Here is a 15,828-nt window from a genome sequence, read left to right as displayed (position 1 = left end):
GAAACTTTATGCTGAGTGATACTATAGCTGCCATTGCAACGGCTGTCGGCGAGGGCGGCATTGCGGTTGTACGAGTCAGCGGTCCAGAAGCGGTCACAGAAGTGGAGGCTTTGTTCCGTAGTAAAACACCTCTAAGCAAGGCTCCAACTCACACAGTACATTATGGACATATTATAGATCCTCAAAGCCAGGAAAAGGTGGAGGAAGTTTTAGTTACAGTGATGCGGGCGCCACGCTCTTTTACGACAGAAGATGTCGTAGAAATCAGCACTCATGGCGGGGTCGTAGCCGTCAAACGGGTGATGGATTTACTATTACTGCAAAATATACGTCTGGCTGAGCCAGGTGAATTTACGAAACGTGCTTTTCTGAATGGTCGTATTGATCTGAGTCAGGCAGAGGGCGTCATTGACTTAATCCGCTCCAAATCAGATAAAGCTTTTTCGGTGGCTTTGAAGCAGGTAGATGGACAACTGTCCCAGAATATTCGTCGTCTGCGTCATGTCTTGGTGGAGACACTTGCTCATATTGAAGTGAACATTGATTATCCTGAGCATGATGTTGAATCTTTTACATCTGACTTAATCAAGGATAAAAGCAGTCAGGTTATGACGGAAATTGATCGGCTGCTGCATACGGCGGAGCAGGGAAAGATTTTGCGCGAAGGGCTGACCACAGCGATTGTTGGAAGGCCAAATGTGGGCAAATCGTCACTGCTGAACACATTGGCTCAGGGCGAGCGGGCCATTGTGACCGATATTCCGGGCACAACTCGTGACGTTATTGAGGAATATGTGACGCTTAATAGTATTCCGCTCAAGTTGCTGGATACAGCAGGGATTCGTGAAACGATGGATGTAGTGGAACGGATCGGAGTAGAACGTTCGAGAACGGCGGTTAGTGAAGCGGATCTGCTGCTCATCGTCATTAACGCCAACGAACCACTGCATGAGGATGAAATGGCATTAATGGAACAAATCCGCGGTAGACAAGCGATTGTCATTATGAATAAAATGGACTTACCGGCCCAAGTAGACCGGGATTTGTTGCTGCGTTATGTTCCCGAAGAGCTTATCGTACCGATGTCTGTGAAGGAAAATGAGGGAGCGGACCGACTGGAGCAGGCGATATCCAAGTTATTCTTTAGCGGCAAGCTGGAATCAGCGGATATGACATATGTCAGCAACGTACGGCATATTGCTTTGTTGAAGAAGGCGCGCCAATCGCTGGTAGATGCCTATGAAGCCGCTGATCAATTTGTTCCGATCGACATGATCCAGATTGATGTAAGGCTGGCATGGGAGCATTTGGGCGAGATTGTAGGCGATACTGCGCATGATGCGTTGATAGATCAAATATTTTCACAATTTTGTCTGGGCAAATAGAACATTCAAGCATGGCTGATATAAGCCTGCTATCGTTATAGATATACAAGAGCATATTCGGCGTGAAGACCGGAATGTATAAGGAGGTAAGAAAGGTATGGGTTACCAAGGAGGCGACTATGACGTAATTGTCGTAGGCGCGGGCCATGCGGGCGTAGAATCAGCCTTGGCAGCAGCACGGATGGGCTGCCGCACATTGATGATCACAATTAACCTGGATATGGTCGCGTTCATGCCCTGCAACCCGTCTATTGGCGGTCCTGCAAAAGGGCATGTGGTGCGAGAAATTGATGCACTGGGCGGCGAAATGGGTCGGAATATTGATAAGACATTTATCCAAATGAGAATGTTAAATACTGGTAAGGGTCCGGCGGTTCATGCATTGCGTGCACAAGCAGACAAGTTTTCTTATCAGCATGCGATGAAGGAAACGATGGAAAAGGAACCGAATCTAACCTTACGCCAAGGTATGGTGGAAGAGCTGATTATGGAAGACGGCCATTGCGTAGGTGTAATTACGAAGACGGGCACAGAGTATCGAAGTAAGGCAGTTGTCCTAACCACAGGCACTTATCTGCGGGGAAAAATCATTATGGGCGAGCTGATGTATGAGAGTGGTCCGAACAATCAACAGCCTTCGTTGAGATTGTCTGAGCATTTGAGAGAACTGGGTTTTGATCTGGTTCGATTTAAGACAGGAACGCCACCACGTGTACACAAGGACACGATTGATTTTAGCAAAACGGAAATACAACCGGGTGATGATCAACCGAAGTTCTTTTCCTATGAAACGAAGTCTTCGGATAATGAACAGCTTCCTTGCTGGCTGACATATACTTCAGTAGAAACGCATCAGATTATTAATGATAACTTGCACCGTGCACCCATGTTCTCTGGTCTGATTGAAGGAACGGGACCACGTTATTGCCCATCTATTGAAGATAAAGTGGTACGTTTCAGTGATAAGCCTAAGCACCAAATCTTTTTGGAGCCTGAAGGTAAAAACACATCTGAATACTATGTTCAAGGCTTGTCGACCAGCTTACCAGAGGATGTGCAATTAGCTGTGCTGCGTTCGATTCCGGGGATGGAAAAGGTAGAGATGATGCGCAATGGCTATGCTATTGAATATGATGCAATGGTACCTACGCAGTTATGGCCTACTTTGGAAACGAAGAAAGTTCCTGGCTTGTTCACAGCAGGTCAAATTAACGGTACCTCTGGTTATGAAGAAGCTGCGGGCCAAGGAATTATGGCAGGGATTAACGCAGCTCGTAAGGTGCAGGGCAAAGAACCCGTCGTATTGGACCGTTCGCAAGGCTACATTGGGGTTCTGATCGATGATTTGGTGACGAAGGGGACGAATGAGCCTTATCGTCTGCTGACGTCGCGTGCAGAATACCGTCTGTTATTGCGTCATGATAATGCGGACCTGCGATTGACTCCGATCGGGCATGATATTGGCCTAATTACGGATGAACGATACGAGCGCTTTTTGGATAAAAAGCAAAAGGTAGAGCAAGAGATTGAGCGTTTGCGCTTGGCGAAGGTTCGTCCGGTTGATATAAATGAGATGCTGGAGCAAGGCGGATCTGCACCAATACAGGATGGCAGTAATTTGTTAACGGTGCTACGTCGACCAGAGATCAGTTATGCGCAAGTAGCACAAATCTCACCTTCACCTATAGCTCTTACTGAGGAAGAACAGGAGCAGGTGGAAATCCAGATTAAGTATGCGGGCTACATTGAGAAGCAATTGATGCATGTGGAGCGTCTGCAAAAGATGGAGAAGAAGAAGCTCCCAGAGGATATTGTATACAATGAAGTTCAAGGACTGGCCATTGAAGCCAAGCAGAAGCTTGAAAAGATCCGTCCGATGTCGATTGGCCAAGCATCCCGTATTTCGGGTGTAACTCCTGCGGATATTTCCATTTTGCTGGTTTATCTGGAGCATTATAACCGCGTAACGGCAGCAAGGGGATCATAATGGACGCGATACAACAGCAATTTAAGCAGCGGCTGGCAGAGCATAGTATTGTAATTAATGACAGTCAGTTAGAGCAGTTTGAAACATATTACCGTGTGCTGGTTGAGTGGAATGAAAAAATGAACCTGACGGGTATTACTGAGCGCGATGCAGTGTACACCAAGCATTTTTATGATTCTCTTTCCCTGGCCTTTTATGTTCCGTTAAATGATGTGGGAAGCTTGGCTGATATTGGATCAGGTGCAGGTTTTCCAGGCATTCCTTTGAAAATATGCTTTCCGCAGATTCAGTTGACTATTGTAGATTCATTGAACAAACGTATACAATTCTTGGCCCATGTAGTAGAGCAGTTGGGTTTGGAAAATGTTGAACTGATTCACAGCAGGGCAGAGGAATTGGGGCGTAAACCAGGATACCGCGATAGCTATGATCTAGTGACAGCCAGAGCGGTTGCTCGTCTCACCGTATTGAATGAATTTTGTTTGCCGTTTGTCCGTGAAGGGGGACACTTTGCCGCGATGAAGGGTAGTGATCCTACGGAGGAAATCAAGGAAGCTTCCTACAGTTTGAAAGAGCTAAAGGGAAAAATCAAACATGTTCAGGCTTTCCAGCTACCTGTTGAAGATGCAGCCAGACATATGATTATTATTGAAAAAAGAGCGGCTACACCACGGAAATATCCACGTAAGCCGGGTACTCCTTTGAAGACGCCGTTAGTGTAATTGTTTGAAAGAAAGTGAATGTTTCACGTGAAACATTCACTTTTTTTATGGCTGACAGACTCTTTACATAAAAGACACTTTGCTAACATGCGTTCTTGTTTACATGGGGGAAGAAGATGGATAGATAGTTGTCAAAGAGGATGCATAATTTATTATCTGATCCTTCCGAAAAGCTGATAGAGACGATAGGATTATGGCTGGAAAAGTGATAGAATAGAGATAATCGTTTTAATGTAAGTTGACTGCTCCCGTACCCATGAATTCAGATATACATATAGGGCAGTGGGACAACAAATGTCAGGGGTGTACGTGGAGTGTACCCGCTTACGGCGCTGTTTCATATAAAAGGGTCTACGATCCGCGTAAGGAACTGTTTTTCACGAAGCGCTGTTAGTATGGTGCTATTATGAAATTAGGTGGTATTATACGGAATGAAAGAACAATTTTCCAAGCTATTTGGTTTGACGGAGCGATCTACTGGGGACGAAATAAAACAAATTCCAGTTCGGGATATTGTCAGCAGTCCTTATCAGCCCCGTACCATATTTGACGACGAGAAGATTGATGAGCTATGCCAGACCATTAAGACGCATGGTGTAATTCAACCGATTGTCGTTCGTTTCCGTAATGGACAATATGAGATTATAGCAGGGGAACGTCGTTGGAGAGCTGTCACCAAGCTGGGTATGGAAACTATTCCAGCCATTGTTCGTGAGTTTAATGATTCACAAGCTGCATCCATCGCGTTGATTGAAAATCTTCAACGGGAAGGGTTAACTGCGATTGAAGAGGCTGTAGCTTACCAAAAGCTGATTGATCTACATCAGCTCACCCAGGAAAGCCTCGCTCAACGACTTGGCAAAAGCCAATCCACTATTGCTAACAAGATACGGCTGCTTCATCTGCCGGAGAGAGTGAAAGAGGCTCTAATGGAACGGAAGGTGTCCGAGCGTCATGCTCGTGCATTATTGTCATTAGAGACTGAAGAACTACAGTACAAGGTTTTAGATGAAGTCATTTCCAAGGAACTCAATGTGAAGCAGACAGAGGCACGAGTTGCCTTTTATAAACAAGTATCCACCAATAAGAAATCGAAGCGGATTTCCTTTACCAAGGATGTCCGGCTTGCGCTGAATACGATTCGTCAATCCATTGATATGGTGTCTGGCTCAGGCTTGGATATCAAGACCAAGGAATCTGATCATGAGGATCACTATGAGATTGTCATTCAAATTCCCAAACGTAAGTAAGGGATGAAGCGTACAGGCGGCAGCAATTGCCGCTTTTTCTGTCTAACGCCGAATAAAACCGCAGCATACTCAATTCTATTCTGAAATTGCCGTTATCCGTAAGTTAAGGACTAAGTAACGTCTCCATAGAATGTTTTGTAGCTATGGAGTGTAGCAGGATTCCGATTAAATTATGAGGTGAATGAAGTGTCAAAAATAATAGCCGTAGCCAATCAAAAGGGCGGAGTAGGCAAAACAACTACTTCCGTTAATTTGGGCGCCGGACTTGCTTCCCTCGGCAAAAGGGTATTGCTCGTGGATATCGACCCGCAAGGTAATACAACCAGCGGTGTGGGTATCAATAAGGCGGACGTGGCAAATTGCATTTATGATGTACTCATTAACGAGGTTGATCCTAGCGAAGCTATTATGAGTACACAGGTTGAGGGATTAGATATTATTCCGGCAACCATTCAGTTAGCAGGCGCGGAAATTGAACTGGTGCCGACCATTTCTCGCGAATTGAGATTAAAAAGATCGCTTCAACTCGTTAAGCATAATTATGATTATATATTAATTGATTGCCCGCCATCGCTGGGTATTTTGACGCTTAATTCATTGACGGCTTCCGATTCAGTCATTATTCCAATCCAGTGTGAATATTACGCATTAGAAGGATTAAGTCAGTTGTTGAATACCGTGCGATTAGTGCAAAAACACCTGAACACCTCACTGCAAATTGAAGGTGTGTTGTTAACCATGTTTGATGCCCGCACGAACTTGGGTATTCAGGTGATTGAAGAAGTGAAAAAGTATTTTCAAAGCAAGGTTTATCAGACGATTATTCCACGCAATGTGAGACTCAGCGAAGCACCATCACATGGCCAGTCCATTATTACGTATGATCCCCGTTCCCGTGGGGCAGAGGTATATATTGAGTTGGCAAAGGAAGTGGTATCTTATGAGTAAACGGTTGGGAAAAGGACTTGATGCACTCATTCCCTCCCTTATGGTCAATGAAGAAGATAAGGTTGTTGACATTCCGCTCAGCCAGTTGCGTGCAAACCCGTACCAGCCTCGAAAAACGTTTGATGAAGAGTCCATTAAAGAATTAGCCGAATCCATTCGTCAACACGGTGTTATCCAACCTATTATTGCACGTAGTGTATTGCGAGGATATGAAATCATAGCCGGGGAAAGGCGATTTCGGGCGTCTCAATTTTGTGGGAATCCGACTATACCTGTAGTTGTTCGCAATTTTACGGATCAGCAAGTGATGGAGATTGCCCTGATTGAGAATTTGCAGCGTGAGAATTTGAATGCAATGGAAGTGGCAGTGGCTTATCAGGGATTGATGGATCAATTTTCTTTAACTCAGGAAGAGTTGTCCATGAAAGTGGGAAAATCACGTTCTCATATTGCCAATTTCCTTCGTTTGCTCGCATTGCCTGAAGAAGTTAAAGATCATGTTTCACGTGGAACATTGTCTATGGGACACGCTAGAGCTATTGTTGGGCTCAAAGATCCAGACATGGTAAAACAGTTAGCACAGCAATGTATTGAACAGCAGTGGAGTGTTCGCGAACTGGAGGAAGCTGTACAGCAGTTGGATCATAAACCTGGTGAGGCGAAAGCCAAAGCAAAGGTACGAAAAAAGGACCCCTATATTGACCATATGGAAGAGTCCCTGCGTGAACGCTTTAAAACAACTGTAAAGATCAAGCACAATAAGGATAAAGGCAAAATTGAATTGAATTATTACAGCCAGCAGGATTTGGAAAGATTACTGGAGCTATTACAGTAGTTTGTTGAAATATGGACATGTCTCCTTGAGCAAAATGGAAAGTGAGATATGTCTTTGCTTTGTCTGGAATTGCAGGAATTAGAATGGTTTTGATGGATAAACTAATAGCCTTGTGTTATTTGTTTCGCTGTTCTCAAACGTATAAAATATAAGTATGCAGGTACATGATTTTTGAGGTAGAGGAGTAGAAGCAAGCATATGGCTGAATTGAATGGACTAATCATGGAACAGCTTGCCGGAATCGTTGCAGGGATCGTGCTTATTTTGCTCATCCTGTTGATTGTTATTATCGTGCAGGGTGCAAAGCTGAAGAAGATGCGGCGAAAGTATGAAACCATGATGGCAGGCAGCGGTGTCGAGAATTTGGAAACGCTGCTGATTGATTTGAAGGTACAGATGGATTCGATTGAGGATGAGCAGGAAACCCATCGTGCAAGTATGAAATCACTACGCAGCAAACTGACTGGCTTGAAGGGACATATAGGCATTAAACGCTATAATGCCTTTGGTGAGAGAGGAAGTGATTTAAGCTTCTCTCTGGCTATTGTAGACGACAATCAGGATGGTATGGTATTAACCGGCATTTATAACCGAGATGGTTCATATGTGTATGCCAAGCCTCTAGAAGCGGGACAATCCACCTATTCCTTATCACCTGAAGAAAAAGAAGCCGTTACTCTTGCGCAGCAAGCAGGACAGAACGGTAATGCCACTCCTTAATCGCGGAGTATAGGCTACCAGCAATGATATCTGATAATTTCATTACCAAATTTAGTCTTGTATTTTGTAGCACGAAGTATTCCATGAAGCCGCCGACGTTAACGATACCAGTCAAATGGATATCGCCGACCGGCGGTAGTTCTTTATTCACACCTGCTCCTGGCTTGAGAGGGCCTTCTGAAACCTGAATGCATCCAACACTGGAGGTTTGTCCAAGACATGCATCTATACCAATGATATAAGGCTGTTCATACCGGTCTTGTATACTGTTTAGCGTCGTTTGCAGGTTCATGGCATGTACAGGCTCCTCTAATGTACCGTATAGGTTAAACAGAGGGCTTTTGTAGCGTGCTAAATGCGTACCTACGAGCGGACCCAGGCAATCTCCAGTAGAACGGTCGGTGCCGATGCAAATAATGACGATATTTTGCAGACTCGGTGCCTGGTGCAGATGGAACAGCAGACGATGGATGATGGCTGATTGGATCCCGGGGTCTGTGTGTGATATTTTTAAGCTTAGGGGTTCTTGCCCCGGAATGAAGTCAGATGGATGAGTCATGGAATCTTCCTTTCGCTCTGTAATGGAGTGTGCGGGTTACGCTCGCTGTACCTTGGAGAATAACAATTAGCCTGCGGGTAACATTTATGCTCAAGATAGTAGCTAGTATATGGATAAACTTGTGCTTTTATACTCGAAGGAAGTAGATTATTCATAGCCATATGTTTGAAGTCAGTAGATAAGCTTATATAGTAGGAATAGAATTCGGGAAGCAGGAAGAGTAGTTCCCTTGTTTAAGGAGGAGTACAGCATGACCTTAATACATTGGTTGGCCGGTAATGTAGGTACGGATGACGTAGTGAAAGATGCGATTCAATGGAAGGATGCTGTATGGAAATGGCTCACTGATAGTACGATGTGGTCGACCTTTTTGTTTGTGATTTTGAAAATAGCGATTATTTTTATCATCACACGTATCTTTATTCGAGTTATTAATAAAATTATAGATAAGTCGATGCAACAAAAGGGAGATAACGGCAGGTTCCGATTGAATACAAGACGGTTAACGACTGTTGGGGAACTTCTGAAAAATGTAACCAATATTGTATTTAATTTCATTTTGATTATGCTGGTGCTATCGCAAATGGGTATTAATCTCGGCCCTCTGATTGCTGGAGCTGGAGTGCTTGGATTGGCTGTTGGTTTTGGGGCACAGAGTTTGGTTAAGGATGTAATTACCGGATTCTTTATTATTTTTGAAGATCAATTTGCCGTAGGAGATGTCATTCAGACAGGTACTTTCAAGGGTACAGTGGAAATGATCGGGCTGCGTACAACCAGACTGGTGAGCTGGAAAGGTGAGGTGTACATTTTACCAAACGGCTCAATTACAACGGTAACGAACTTCTCTATGTCCAACGCGTTAGCGGTAGTGGATGTGCCAATGAAGGCCGAGCGTAGCCTGGAGGAAGCAGTTGGTTTGGTAAAACAGGCAATCCAAGGTATTGAAGAGTCCAATGTACAGATACTTAATATACCGGATGTGTTAGGGGTTCAGTCCATGACTACCTCAGAGTATATTGTGCGTGTTGTGGCAGAATGTATGCCGAATACAGGGGCCGTGGTAGAGCGTGATATTCAGAATAACATCAAGAGGGCCCTAGAGGATGAGGAACATCGTCAGGCCGCTTTGGAGACAGCGATAACCCTAGAAAAAGAAGATGAACAAGGAAGAAAAGGGGGAGAGAAGGGTGGAGCGTAAGTCATTTGAACTAGGGGACATTGTACAGATGAAGAAGCCTCATCCGTGTGGAACGAATGAAATGGAAATTATCCGCATGGGGATGGATATTCGAATCAAATGTGTCGGTTGCCAGCATAGTGTGCTGATTCCGCGTGCCAAGTTCGAAAAGAATATGAAGAAAGTGCTGCGATCAAAGGCTAATGCCGACGAGCAAAACACAGAAGCAAATTGAGCCAAGAAAGATGAATGGTGATGAACCAGAATCAGCTTGCGTCACAGTTGCAATGATGATATAATTATCCTTGCTGCGGAAAGGTACCCAAGAGGTCTAAGGGGGCTGACTCGAAATCAGTTAGGCGTCGCAAGGCGTGCGTGGGTTCGACTCCCACTCTTTCCGCCACTAACTTCATTAAATAAACCAATCTCTTACGTCTGTGACGTAGGGGATTTTTTGTTTGTGGAATAAAAGGTCAACAGACTGTGATAAAGTGAAAAGCACTAAGATAAACCATGAGGGTAAGATGGAAGAAACGATTACAAATCTATTGGGGGATGAATAAGGCGTTATAGCAAAAAAATGCTCCTGACAGCAGAGAAATTATTGCCGTTAGGAGCACTCTTTTGTTATAGCTGGTTAGGCGGGTAATGATAGCGTTTTGTTTTTTTTGAGCCAGAGATCATCAGAAGGATCGCTGCAATCAAATGGAGAGCCCAGCCTACAAAGGGTATCCAGGCCAGCAAAGAAGTGAGTACTCCCCATACGGAGCCGTAGATCGCCTCCTGATTGCGTAACGACAGGATAAGTGTTACTGCGTGAAGGACAAGCATAAATCCCAGAGCCGAGTAGCCGGTCCCCATGACAATAGCTCCCCCCACAATCGGTACGGCAAGCACCAATTCGAATATACCTGATATCCACTTTAATATTCGAGAATAGCTCATCTTTAAACCTCCGTAGATAGTAGGTCTTTGTACTTGGATATATTCTAGCAGAAGGAGCTGAATTAATCTGCATTTTACCAGGATATGCAAAAAGTCCGATAATGCAACAAAGGAGGACCACAAAGGTCCTCCATCGTAGGCGATACATTTTTAACAGGATACGATCTGTCCAATCACATCATGAAACTCGGTGTACTGACAAGCAATACCGTGTTGAAAAGACAGTGTCCTTTTACACAAACCTAACGCTTCTAATGCCCGGAATGGATCTCCTAACAGTTTGTCCGGCTACGTCATCCAACGGAACCACACCTCTCTGTTGTATCGCCTAATCATAATATGGCCAGGATTCCGAGGAAATATACATTAGTGGACACGAGCTTTCGTTTTTTTCTTCCATTTGCGATTATGGTTGGCAGTCTCGGGAAAAGAATCGCCTCTTTCCAGCGTTACTTGCTGTGGGTTTTGGATTTCAGTATGGAAGCTCTTTTCTCCGACCTCCATGTATACGCCGTCGTTTGGGACCTTATCCCCTGGTTCGAACTCAGTCTTTTCACCCATACGGTGGTGCCTCCTTAGATAAATGAATTTGAACTGCAACGGTTATTGTGCGCTGTCTTGAACAGAAACATGCGAAATGGGGGATACAGATAGTGAGTGAATCAAATGATTTCCTTTATATATGCGAAATTTTTAATGTTCTATAAAATTGTATAAAGCTAATGATATGCAGTGTATTTAGCCGTTTTAGGCTTGTGTATTGAATTTGTAGGTTGCATTCAGTTGCTCGATTTGGTAAACTGTTTTAGTGCGAGCTTAGGCTCGTTCCTTGCTCTCAACTGAGATTGAGGGCCTTATGTCCATAAGGAGGTGTAAAGAATGCGCAAATATGAAGCGATGTATATTATTCGTCCTGACATTGAACAAGAAGCTGTTCAAGCGACAGTCGATAAATTCCAAGGTATCATCTCTAACGGCGGTGGCGAAATTACGAGTCACGATGTAACTAAACGCCGTCTTGCGTATGAGATCAAGAAATTCCGTGATGGTTCTTTCGTTCTGGTAAACTTCACAGCAGAACCTGCTGTTGTTACTGAGCTTGAGCGTATCATGAAAATTTCTGACGAAGTAATTCGTTATCTCATTACGAACGACGTAGCTTAATTATTGTACGTGATTATGTAATGAACAACGCTCAAAGGAGGGGATTGGATTGTTGAACCGTGTCATTCTGATCGGTCGTTTGACCAAAGATCCAGAGCTGCGCTATACACCGTCTGGTGTAGCAGTAACCCAGTTCACCCTGGCTGTAGACCGTCCGTTTACGAGTCAAGGCGGCGAACGGGAAGCGGATTTCTTGCCGATCGTAACCTGGCGTCAGCTTGCTGAAACATGCGCTAACTATCTTCGCAAAGGTCGTTTAACGGCTGTTGAAGGCCGTGTCCAGGTGCGTAATTATGAGAACAATGAAGGAAAACGTGTATACGTGACTGAAATTGTAGCTGATAATGTGCGTTTCTTGGAATCTAACCGCGATGGCGGTAACGGTGGCGGCAATAGCGGTGGAGCTGCGCGTGAGGAGTCTCCTTTCGGAGGCGGTAACAGCAATAGTGGACGCGGGAATAATAACTCGCGAAACAATCAGGATCCTTTTTCCGATGACGGAAAACCGATCGATATTTCGGATGATGATTTACCATTTTAATTGGGAAAGGACTGACAAAGAATGGGCTTCAGACAAAGAGAAGGCGGAGACGATAACAAAAGACCAGCTCGTCGTGGTGGTCGCAACAAACGTCGTAAAGTATGTTTCTTCACTGTGAACAAAATTACTCACATTGACTATAAAGATACAGACCTGCTTAAAAAATTCATCAGCGAACGTGGAAAAATTCTTCCTCGTCGTGTGACTGGAACAAGCGCGAAATATCAACGTATGTTGACAATCGCTGTTAAACGTTCCCGTCAAATCGCATTGCTTCCTTACACTACTGAATAGTAGTGGGCGGAAAAAAGAGACGTTCCCGATCCCGGGAATGTCTTTTTTTTGTGATCTTTTATATTGACAACAAGTGCCATCTATTGTAACTTACTAATAATACAATCCATGTTTACCCATAAACCATAGCATACCTTTTAATGGCTTGTGAAATTGCAAGCTCCTCGACTCGCCAGAGTAAACATTTCGGCCTTCCGGAATGTTATTTTATATTACATGTAATCTTGTTTTTTGTCATTTTCCACAAGTAAAATTCATAAAGTTTACATAAATAGATATTTTGCATTTTTATATTACATAAAAAAAGATATTGACGTGATATTATTTTACACTTAAGATAAACCTTAATAAAAATGTAATGGTTGTTAACGCACAAAATTGACCAGAGGTCTAAAACACGTGTTTACGCTATTAAAGACAGTAAGGAGGATGTGCAAACTTCATTTTCAAACCTCAAGCTTTAACGAATCACCGCAGGAATGAGACAGGCTGTTAAATAAAGAACCGACTAAGGGGGATTAACAGGATGATGCAGACGAAGAAATGGGTTTCTTTGCTTATGATGCTTACGATCGTTGGTGTTCTGTTTGCAGGATGTAGCGGAGGTGCCAATGAGGCACAGCCACAGCAAGGCAATGCGGGCAATAAAACAGAGGGAAATGAAGCAAGTGCACCTGTTACGGAGGGCGTTATTAAAGCAACTGATCTGTCGCAAAACCCTCCGGGAGCGACTAATCGGAAAGATAACATTGTAGTAGGTATGACATCACCTAAAGGGGTATTCAACCCGCTATTCTGGCAAACGACTTACGATTTATATGTAGTCAGAACAGTATTTGATTCCTTCTTACAGGTGAAGGCGGATGGTACATATGAAAATAGTTTGGCTGAAAAGGTTGATGTATCGCCGGATGGTCTAAAATACACATTCCATCTGAAACCAGGTGTGAAGTATAGTGACGGTACTCCAGTAACCGTAAAGGATTATGCTTTTGTTCTTAAGGTGCTGCATGATCCGAATTATGATGGAGAAACCGATGTATTGTCTTTTAAGATTAAAGGCGGTAAAGAATATCACGATGGCAAAGCAAATGATATCTCGGGGATCAAGGTCATTGATGATAATACAGTAGAGGTCACCGTTACAGAAGCAACAGCGTATACGAAGGATTTTCTGGGTGAGCAATACTTTATGCCAGAAGCTTATTACGGAAAAGGGTTCAAAAAGGGTAACCTGGACAGCATCAAGGCGCTTAATAATAAGCCGATCGGCTCTGGTCAGTATGTACTGAAGAGCTTCTCCCCAGGTCAACAAGTCGTATTGGATGCGAATCCAAACTACTTTAAAGGCGCACCTAAGGTGAAATCGGTTATTTTCAAAACAACAACAGAAGAAACGAACCTGTCTATGCTGCAAACGGGCGAAACGGACATGGACAACATCACAGTTACGGAAGACAATGTAGAGGAATTAAAGGCTCTAGGCTTCTTGGACGTGAATATTATGCCGACAAATGGCTATGGATATATAGCGTTTAATCACAAGGAAAAGAAATTTCAGGACCCTAAAGTACGTCAGGCTCTAACGATTGGCTTAAACCGCAAGGAGATTGTGCAGGGTGTATATGGTCCATATGCGAATGTTATTAACATTCCACAATCTACAGAATCTTGGTCTTATACGGATGAAGGTATCAACAAATATGAATTTGATACAGCTAAGGCGAAGGCTTTGCTGGATGAGGCAGGCTGGAAGGTTGGTGCTGACGGAATTCGTGAAAAGGATGGAGAAAAGCTGACCATCAACTTCTCTGCGACCGCTGATAATCCAGTAGTAGAGGCCTTACTGCCGATCATGTCCAATAACTATAAGGAGCTAGGCATCAAGCTGACTTCCGAAACTTTAGATTTTAACGCCATTATGGATAAAAAGGACACAGGCAAGTTTGATATGTTCTTTGCGGCTTGGGGCTTAACTCCAGACCCGGATACAACGACTTTTATTACGAATGGTGCACAAAATGATATCGGCTATTCCAATAAGAAGGTCGATGAACTAACGCTTGCTGGTAAGCATGAGCTGGATCAAGAGAAACGCAAACAGATTTACAAACAGCTCTATCAAGAGTTGAACAAGGATCTGCCAACTATTTTTATGTACCAACGCAGAGATATGTGGCCAGTTAATGGACGTGTAACCGGCTTGGAAATTACACCATACAAAGATTTTGAGTTCACTCTGCATAACGCTCAGATCGCTCAATAAGGGTTGCCAACCGTATGCTCAGCTCTCACGAGCTGGGCATATCACTTTATTCGTCTGGAGGAATGAATATGAAGCAGTACATTATTCGAAGACTGCTGCAACTCATCCCCACACTTATTGGCATATCCATTATCGTATTTGCGATTTCAGCCATGGTGCCGGGTGATTATATTACAGCCAAGCAGAACCCGAATATGACGGCCGAAAAGGCGCAGCAGCTACGACATATCTACGGGCTGGATAAACCGGAATACCAACGCTATTTTATATGGGCCGGTAATATGTTAAAGGGGAATATGGGTGATTCATTACAGCATAAGCAGCCGGTAACGAAGGTCATTGGCAATTATGTATGGAACTCATTTATTATCGCTTTTTTTAGTCTTATATTTAGCTGGTTGATTGCGGTTATTGCAGGAGTATTTTCAGCCAAGTTTCAATATTCGTTATTCGATAAGTTTGTCACATTATTCATTTTCTTATGTATGTCGCTGCCTTCATTTTTTATTGGTCTATTGGTCATCAAAATATTTGCCCTGGAGTGGGGAATTCTCCCGGTTGGGGGCATGACCACAGCAGGGATGGAGCCAGGTTCATGGGCTTATATGGTAGATGTCCTCAAGCATATGTTCCTGCCGACACTCGTACTTACGATGCTGAGCACAGGAAGTCTGACTCGGTATTTCCGTACAGGCATGTTGGAGGTCATTCGTCAGGATTATATTCGTACCGCACGCGCCAAAGGCCTGAAGGAACGTACGGTTATTTTCAAGCACGCACTGCGCAATGCACTGATTCCAGCCATCACACTACTCGGCTTCGAGCTTCCGGCCTTATTTGGTGGAGCGATGATTCTGGAGAAGGTATTTGTGTGGCCGGGTGTGGGTCAGGTCTATTTGGAGTCGATCAGTATGCGGGATTATCCGTTTATGTTGGGCTTCACGATTTTCCTAGCGGTACTTACGCTTATCGGTAATTTGCTCTCTGATGTATTGTATGGCATGGCAGATCCAAGAATTCGCTTGAAGTAGG

The 15,828-nt window shown here is 43.9% G+C and carries 17 protein-coding genes and 1 tRNA gene; 15 read left to right on the top strand and 3 right to left on the bottom strand.

The annotated features are described in order from the left end of the window. The first annotated feature begins 8 nt into the window (after positions 1-8). The 7 genes from mnmE to ACUYLD_RS14115 all read left to right on the top strand — a co-directional run bounded on the left by mnmE (position 9) and on the right by ACUYLD_RS14115 (position 7,847). Positions 9-1,385, top strand: coding sequence for a tRNA uridine-5-carboxymethylaminomethyl(34) synthesis GTPase MnmE (gene mnmE / locus ACUYLD_RS14145; RefSeq protein ID WP_254326380.1), 1,377 nt, complete (start codon positions 9-11; stop codon positions 1,383-1,385). A 97-nt stretch (positions 1,386-1,482) separates the two neighbouring features. Further along, positions 1,483-3,372 carry a tRNA uridine-5-carboxymethylaminomethyl(34) synthesis enzyme MnmG gene (gene mnmG, locus ACUYLD_RS14140; RefSeq protein ID WP_103049706.1) on the top strand — a complete coding sequence of 630 codons (1,890 nt, stop codon included), beginning with the start codon at positions 1,483-1,485 and terminating at the stop codon, positions 3,370-3,372. Continuing rightward, entirely contained in the window at positions 3,372-4,094 is a 723-nt protein-coding gene (gene rsmG / locus ACUYLD_RS14135) for a 16S rRNA (guanine(527)-N(7))-methyltransferase RsmG (protein ID WP_254326379.1), read from the top strand. The genes mnmG and rsmG overlap by 1 nt, the downstream gene beginning before the upstream one ends. Before the next feature lie 431 nt (positions 4,095-4,525). Further along, positions 4,526-5,344 carry a nucleoid occlusion protein gene (gene noc / locus ACUYLD_RS14130; RefSeq protein WP_068939317.1) on the top strand — a complete coding sequence of 273 codons (819 nt, stop codon included), beginning with the start codon at positions 4,526-4,528 and terminating at the stop codon, positions 5,342-5,344. Positions 5,345-5,530: 186 nt separating this feature from the next. Beyond that, positions 5,531-6,292: a ParA family protein gene (locus ACUYLD_RS14125; RefSeq protein WP_013312810.1), complete on the top strand. Its 762-nt coding sequence runs from the start codon at positions 5,531-5,533 to the stop codon at positions 6,290-6,292. Beyond that, positions 6,285-7,127 (top strand): ParB/RepB/Spo0J family partition protein, encoded by an 843-nt coding sequence (locus ACUYLD_RS14120; protein ID WP_039272130.1) that lies wholly within the window; start codon positions 6,285-6,287, stop codon positions 7,125-7,127. Before ACUYLD_RS14125 ends, ACUYLD_RS14120 begins: the two co-directional genes overlap by 8 nt. Before the next feature lie 198 nt (positions 7,128-7,325). After that, complete coding sequence (locus tag ACUYLD_RS14115; protein WP_061830444.1) at positions 7,326-7,847, top strand: DUF4446 family protein; 522 nt, start codon at positions 7,326-7,328, stop codon at positions 7,845-7,847. Here ACUYLD_RS14115 and yyaC read toward each other — a convergent pair. Beyond that, on the bottom strand, positions 7,801-8,406 hold the full coding sequence (yyaC, locus tag ACUYLD_RS14110) for a spore protease YyaC (RefSeq protein ID WP_254327999.1): 606 nt from the start codon (positions 8,404-8,406) through the stop codon (positions 7,801-7,803). The two genes, ACUYLD_RS14115 and yyaC, sit on opposite strands and share 47 nt — an antisense overlap. Before the next feature lie 250 nt (positions 8,407-8,656). On the opposite strand from yyaC, the gene ACUYLD_RS14105 reads away from it, so the two are divergent. The 3 genes from ACUYLD_RS14105 (at position 8,657) to ACUYLD_RS14095 (ending at position 9,989) form a co-directional block, all read left to right on the top strand. Next, on the top strand, positions 8,657-9,607 hold the full coding sequence (locus tag ACUYLD_RS14105; protein ID WP_446675327.1) for a mechanosensitive ion channel family protein: 951 nt from the start codon (positions 8,657-8,659) through the stop codon (positions 9,605-9,607). Beyond that, positions 9,597-9,821 carry a DUF951 domain-containing protein gene (locus ACUYLD_RS14100; RefSeq protein ID WP_025723137.1) on the top strand — a complete coding sequence of 75 codons (225 nt, stop codon included), beginning with the start codon at positions 9,597-9,599 and terminating at the stop codon, positions 9,819-9,821. The genes ACUYLD_RS14105 and ACUYLD_RS14100 overlap by 11 nt, the downstream gene beginning before the upstream one ends. Positions 9,822-9,898: 77 nt before the next feature. Beyond that, positions 9,899-9,989, top strand: a tRNA-Ser gene (locus tag ACUYLD_RS14095). A 224-nt stretch (positions 9,990-10,213) separates the two neighbouring features. On the opposite strand, the gene ACUYLD_RS14090 is transcribed toward ACUYLD_RS14095, so the two are convergent. Both ACUYLD_RS14090 and ACUYLD_RS14085 read right to left on the bottom strand, forming a co-directional pair. After that, the gene (locus ACUYLD_RS14090; RefSeq protein ID WP_013312804.1) at positions 10,214-10,531 is read right to left on the bottom strand and encodes a hypothetical protein; all 318 of its coding nucleotides are present in this window, start codon (positions 10,529-10,531) and stop codon (positions 10,214-10,216) included. A 366-nt stretch (positions 10,532-10,897) separates the two neighbouring features. After that, entirely contained in the window at positions 10,898-11,092 is a 195-nt protein-coding gene (locus tag ACUYLD_RS14085; RefSeq protein ID WP_013312803.1) for a YjzC family protein, read from the bottom strand. A gap of 318 nt (positions 11,093-11,410) precedes the next feature. Here ACUYLD_RS14085 and rpsF point away from each other — a divergent pair, with 318 nt between their 5' ends. The 5 genes from rpsF (at position 11,411) to ACUYLD_RS14060 (ending at position 15,827) form a co-directional block, all read left to right on the top strand. Then, positions 11,411-11,695 carry a 30S ribosomal protein S6 gene (gene rpsF / locus ACUYLD_RS14080; protein ID WP_013312802.1) on the top strand — a complete coding sequence of 95 codons (285 nt, stop codon included), beginning with the start codon at positions 11,411-11,413 and terminating at the stop codon, positions 11,693-11,695. Between the two features lie 49 nt (positions 11,696-11,744). Continuing rightward, a complete protein-coding gene (ssb, locus tag ACUYLD_RS14075) occupies positions 11,745-12,236 on the top strand; it encodes a single-stranded DNA-binding protein (RefSeq protein WP_013312801.1) in 492 nt (163 codons plus the stop codon). A gap of 21 nt (positions 12,237-12,257) precedes the next feature. After that, entirely contained in the window at positions 12,258-12,530 is a 273-nt protein-coding gene (rpsR, locus tag ACUYLD_RS14070; RefSeq protein WP_013312800.1) for a 30S ribosomal protein S18, read from the top strand. A gap of 526 nt (positions 12,531-13,056) precedes the next feature. After that, complete coding sequence (locus ACUYLD_RS14065; RefSeq protein ID WP_165178321.1) at positions 13,057-14,796, top strand: ABC transporter substrate-binding protein; 1,740 nt, start codon at positions 13,057-13,059, stop codon at positions 14,794-14,796. A gap of 68 nt (positions 14,797-14,864) precedes the next feature. Next, positions 14,865-15,827 carry an ABC transporter permease gene (locus ACUYLD_RS14060; protein ID WP_061830440.1) on the top strand — a complete coding sequence of 321 codons (963 nt, stop codon included), beginning with the start codon at positions 14,865-14,867 and terminating at the stop codon, positions 15,825-15,827. Position 15,828: the final 1 nt, after the last annotated feature.

It is taken from the genome of Paenibacillus sp. SER-28 (assembly GCF_052906305.1).
Note: the sequence above shows the minus strand (reverse complement) of the source record. Positions and strands in the feature narration are given on the sequence as shown.

Excerpts from the sequence above, each read along its gene's own strand:
- mnmE (WP_254326380.1), top strand. The coding sequence starts at position 9 with ATGCTGAGTGATACTATAGCTGCCATTGCAACGGCTGTCGGCGAGGGC.
- mnmG (WP_103049706.1), top strand. The coding sequence starts at position 1,483 with ATGGGTTACCAAGGAGGCGACTATGACGTAATTGTCGTAGGCGCGGGC.
- rsmG (WP_254326379.1), top strand. The coding sequence starts at position 3,372 with ATGGACGCGATACAACAGCAATTTAAGCAGCGGCTGGCAGAGCATAGT.
- noc (WP_068939317.1), top strand. The coding sequence starts at position 4,526 with ATGAAAGAACAATTTTCCAAGCTATTTGGTTTGACGGAGCGATCTACT.
- ACUYLD_RS14120 (WP_039272130.1), top strand. The coding sequence starts at position 6,285 with ATGAGTAAACGGTTGGGAAAAGGACTTGATGCACTCATTCCCTCCCTT.
- ACUYLD_RS14115 (WP_061830444.1), top strand. The coding sequence starts at position 7,326 with ATGGCTGAATTGAATGGACTAATCATGGAACAGCTTGCCGGAATCGTT.
- yyaC (WP_254327999.1), bottom strand. The coding sequence starts at position 8,406 with ATGACTCATCCATCTGACTTCATTCCGGGGCAAGAACCCCTAAGCTTA.
- ACUYLD_RS14105 (WP_446675327.1), top strand. The coding sequence starts at position 8,657 with ATGACCTTAATACATTGGTTGGCCGGTAATGTAGGTACGGATGACGTA.
- ACUYLD_RS14090 (WP_013312804.1), bottom strand. The coding sequence starts at position 10,531 with ATGAGCTATTCTCGAATATTAAAGTGGATATCAGGTATATTCGAATTG.
- ACUYLD_RS14085 (WP_013312803.1), bottom strand. The coding sequence starts at position 11,092 with ATGGGTGAAAAGACTGAGTTCGAACCAGGGGATAAGGTCCCAAACGAC.
- rpsF (WP_013312802.1), top strand. The coding sequence starts at position 11,411 with ATGCGCAAATATGAAGCGATGTATATTATTCGTCCTGACATTGAACAA.
- rpsR (WP_013312800.1), top strand. The coding sequence starts at position 12,258 with ATGGGCTTCAGACAAAGAGAAGGCGGAGACGATAACAAAAGACCAGCT.
- ACUYLD_RS14065 (WP_165178321.1), top strand. The coding sequence starts at position 13,057 with ATGATGCAGACGAAGAAATGGGTTTCTTTGCTTATGATGCTTACGATC.
- ACUYLD_RS14060 (WP_061830440.1), top strand. The coding sequence starts at position 14,865 with ATGAAGCAGTACATTATTCGAAGACTGCTGCAACTCATCCCCACACTT.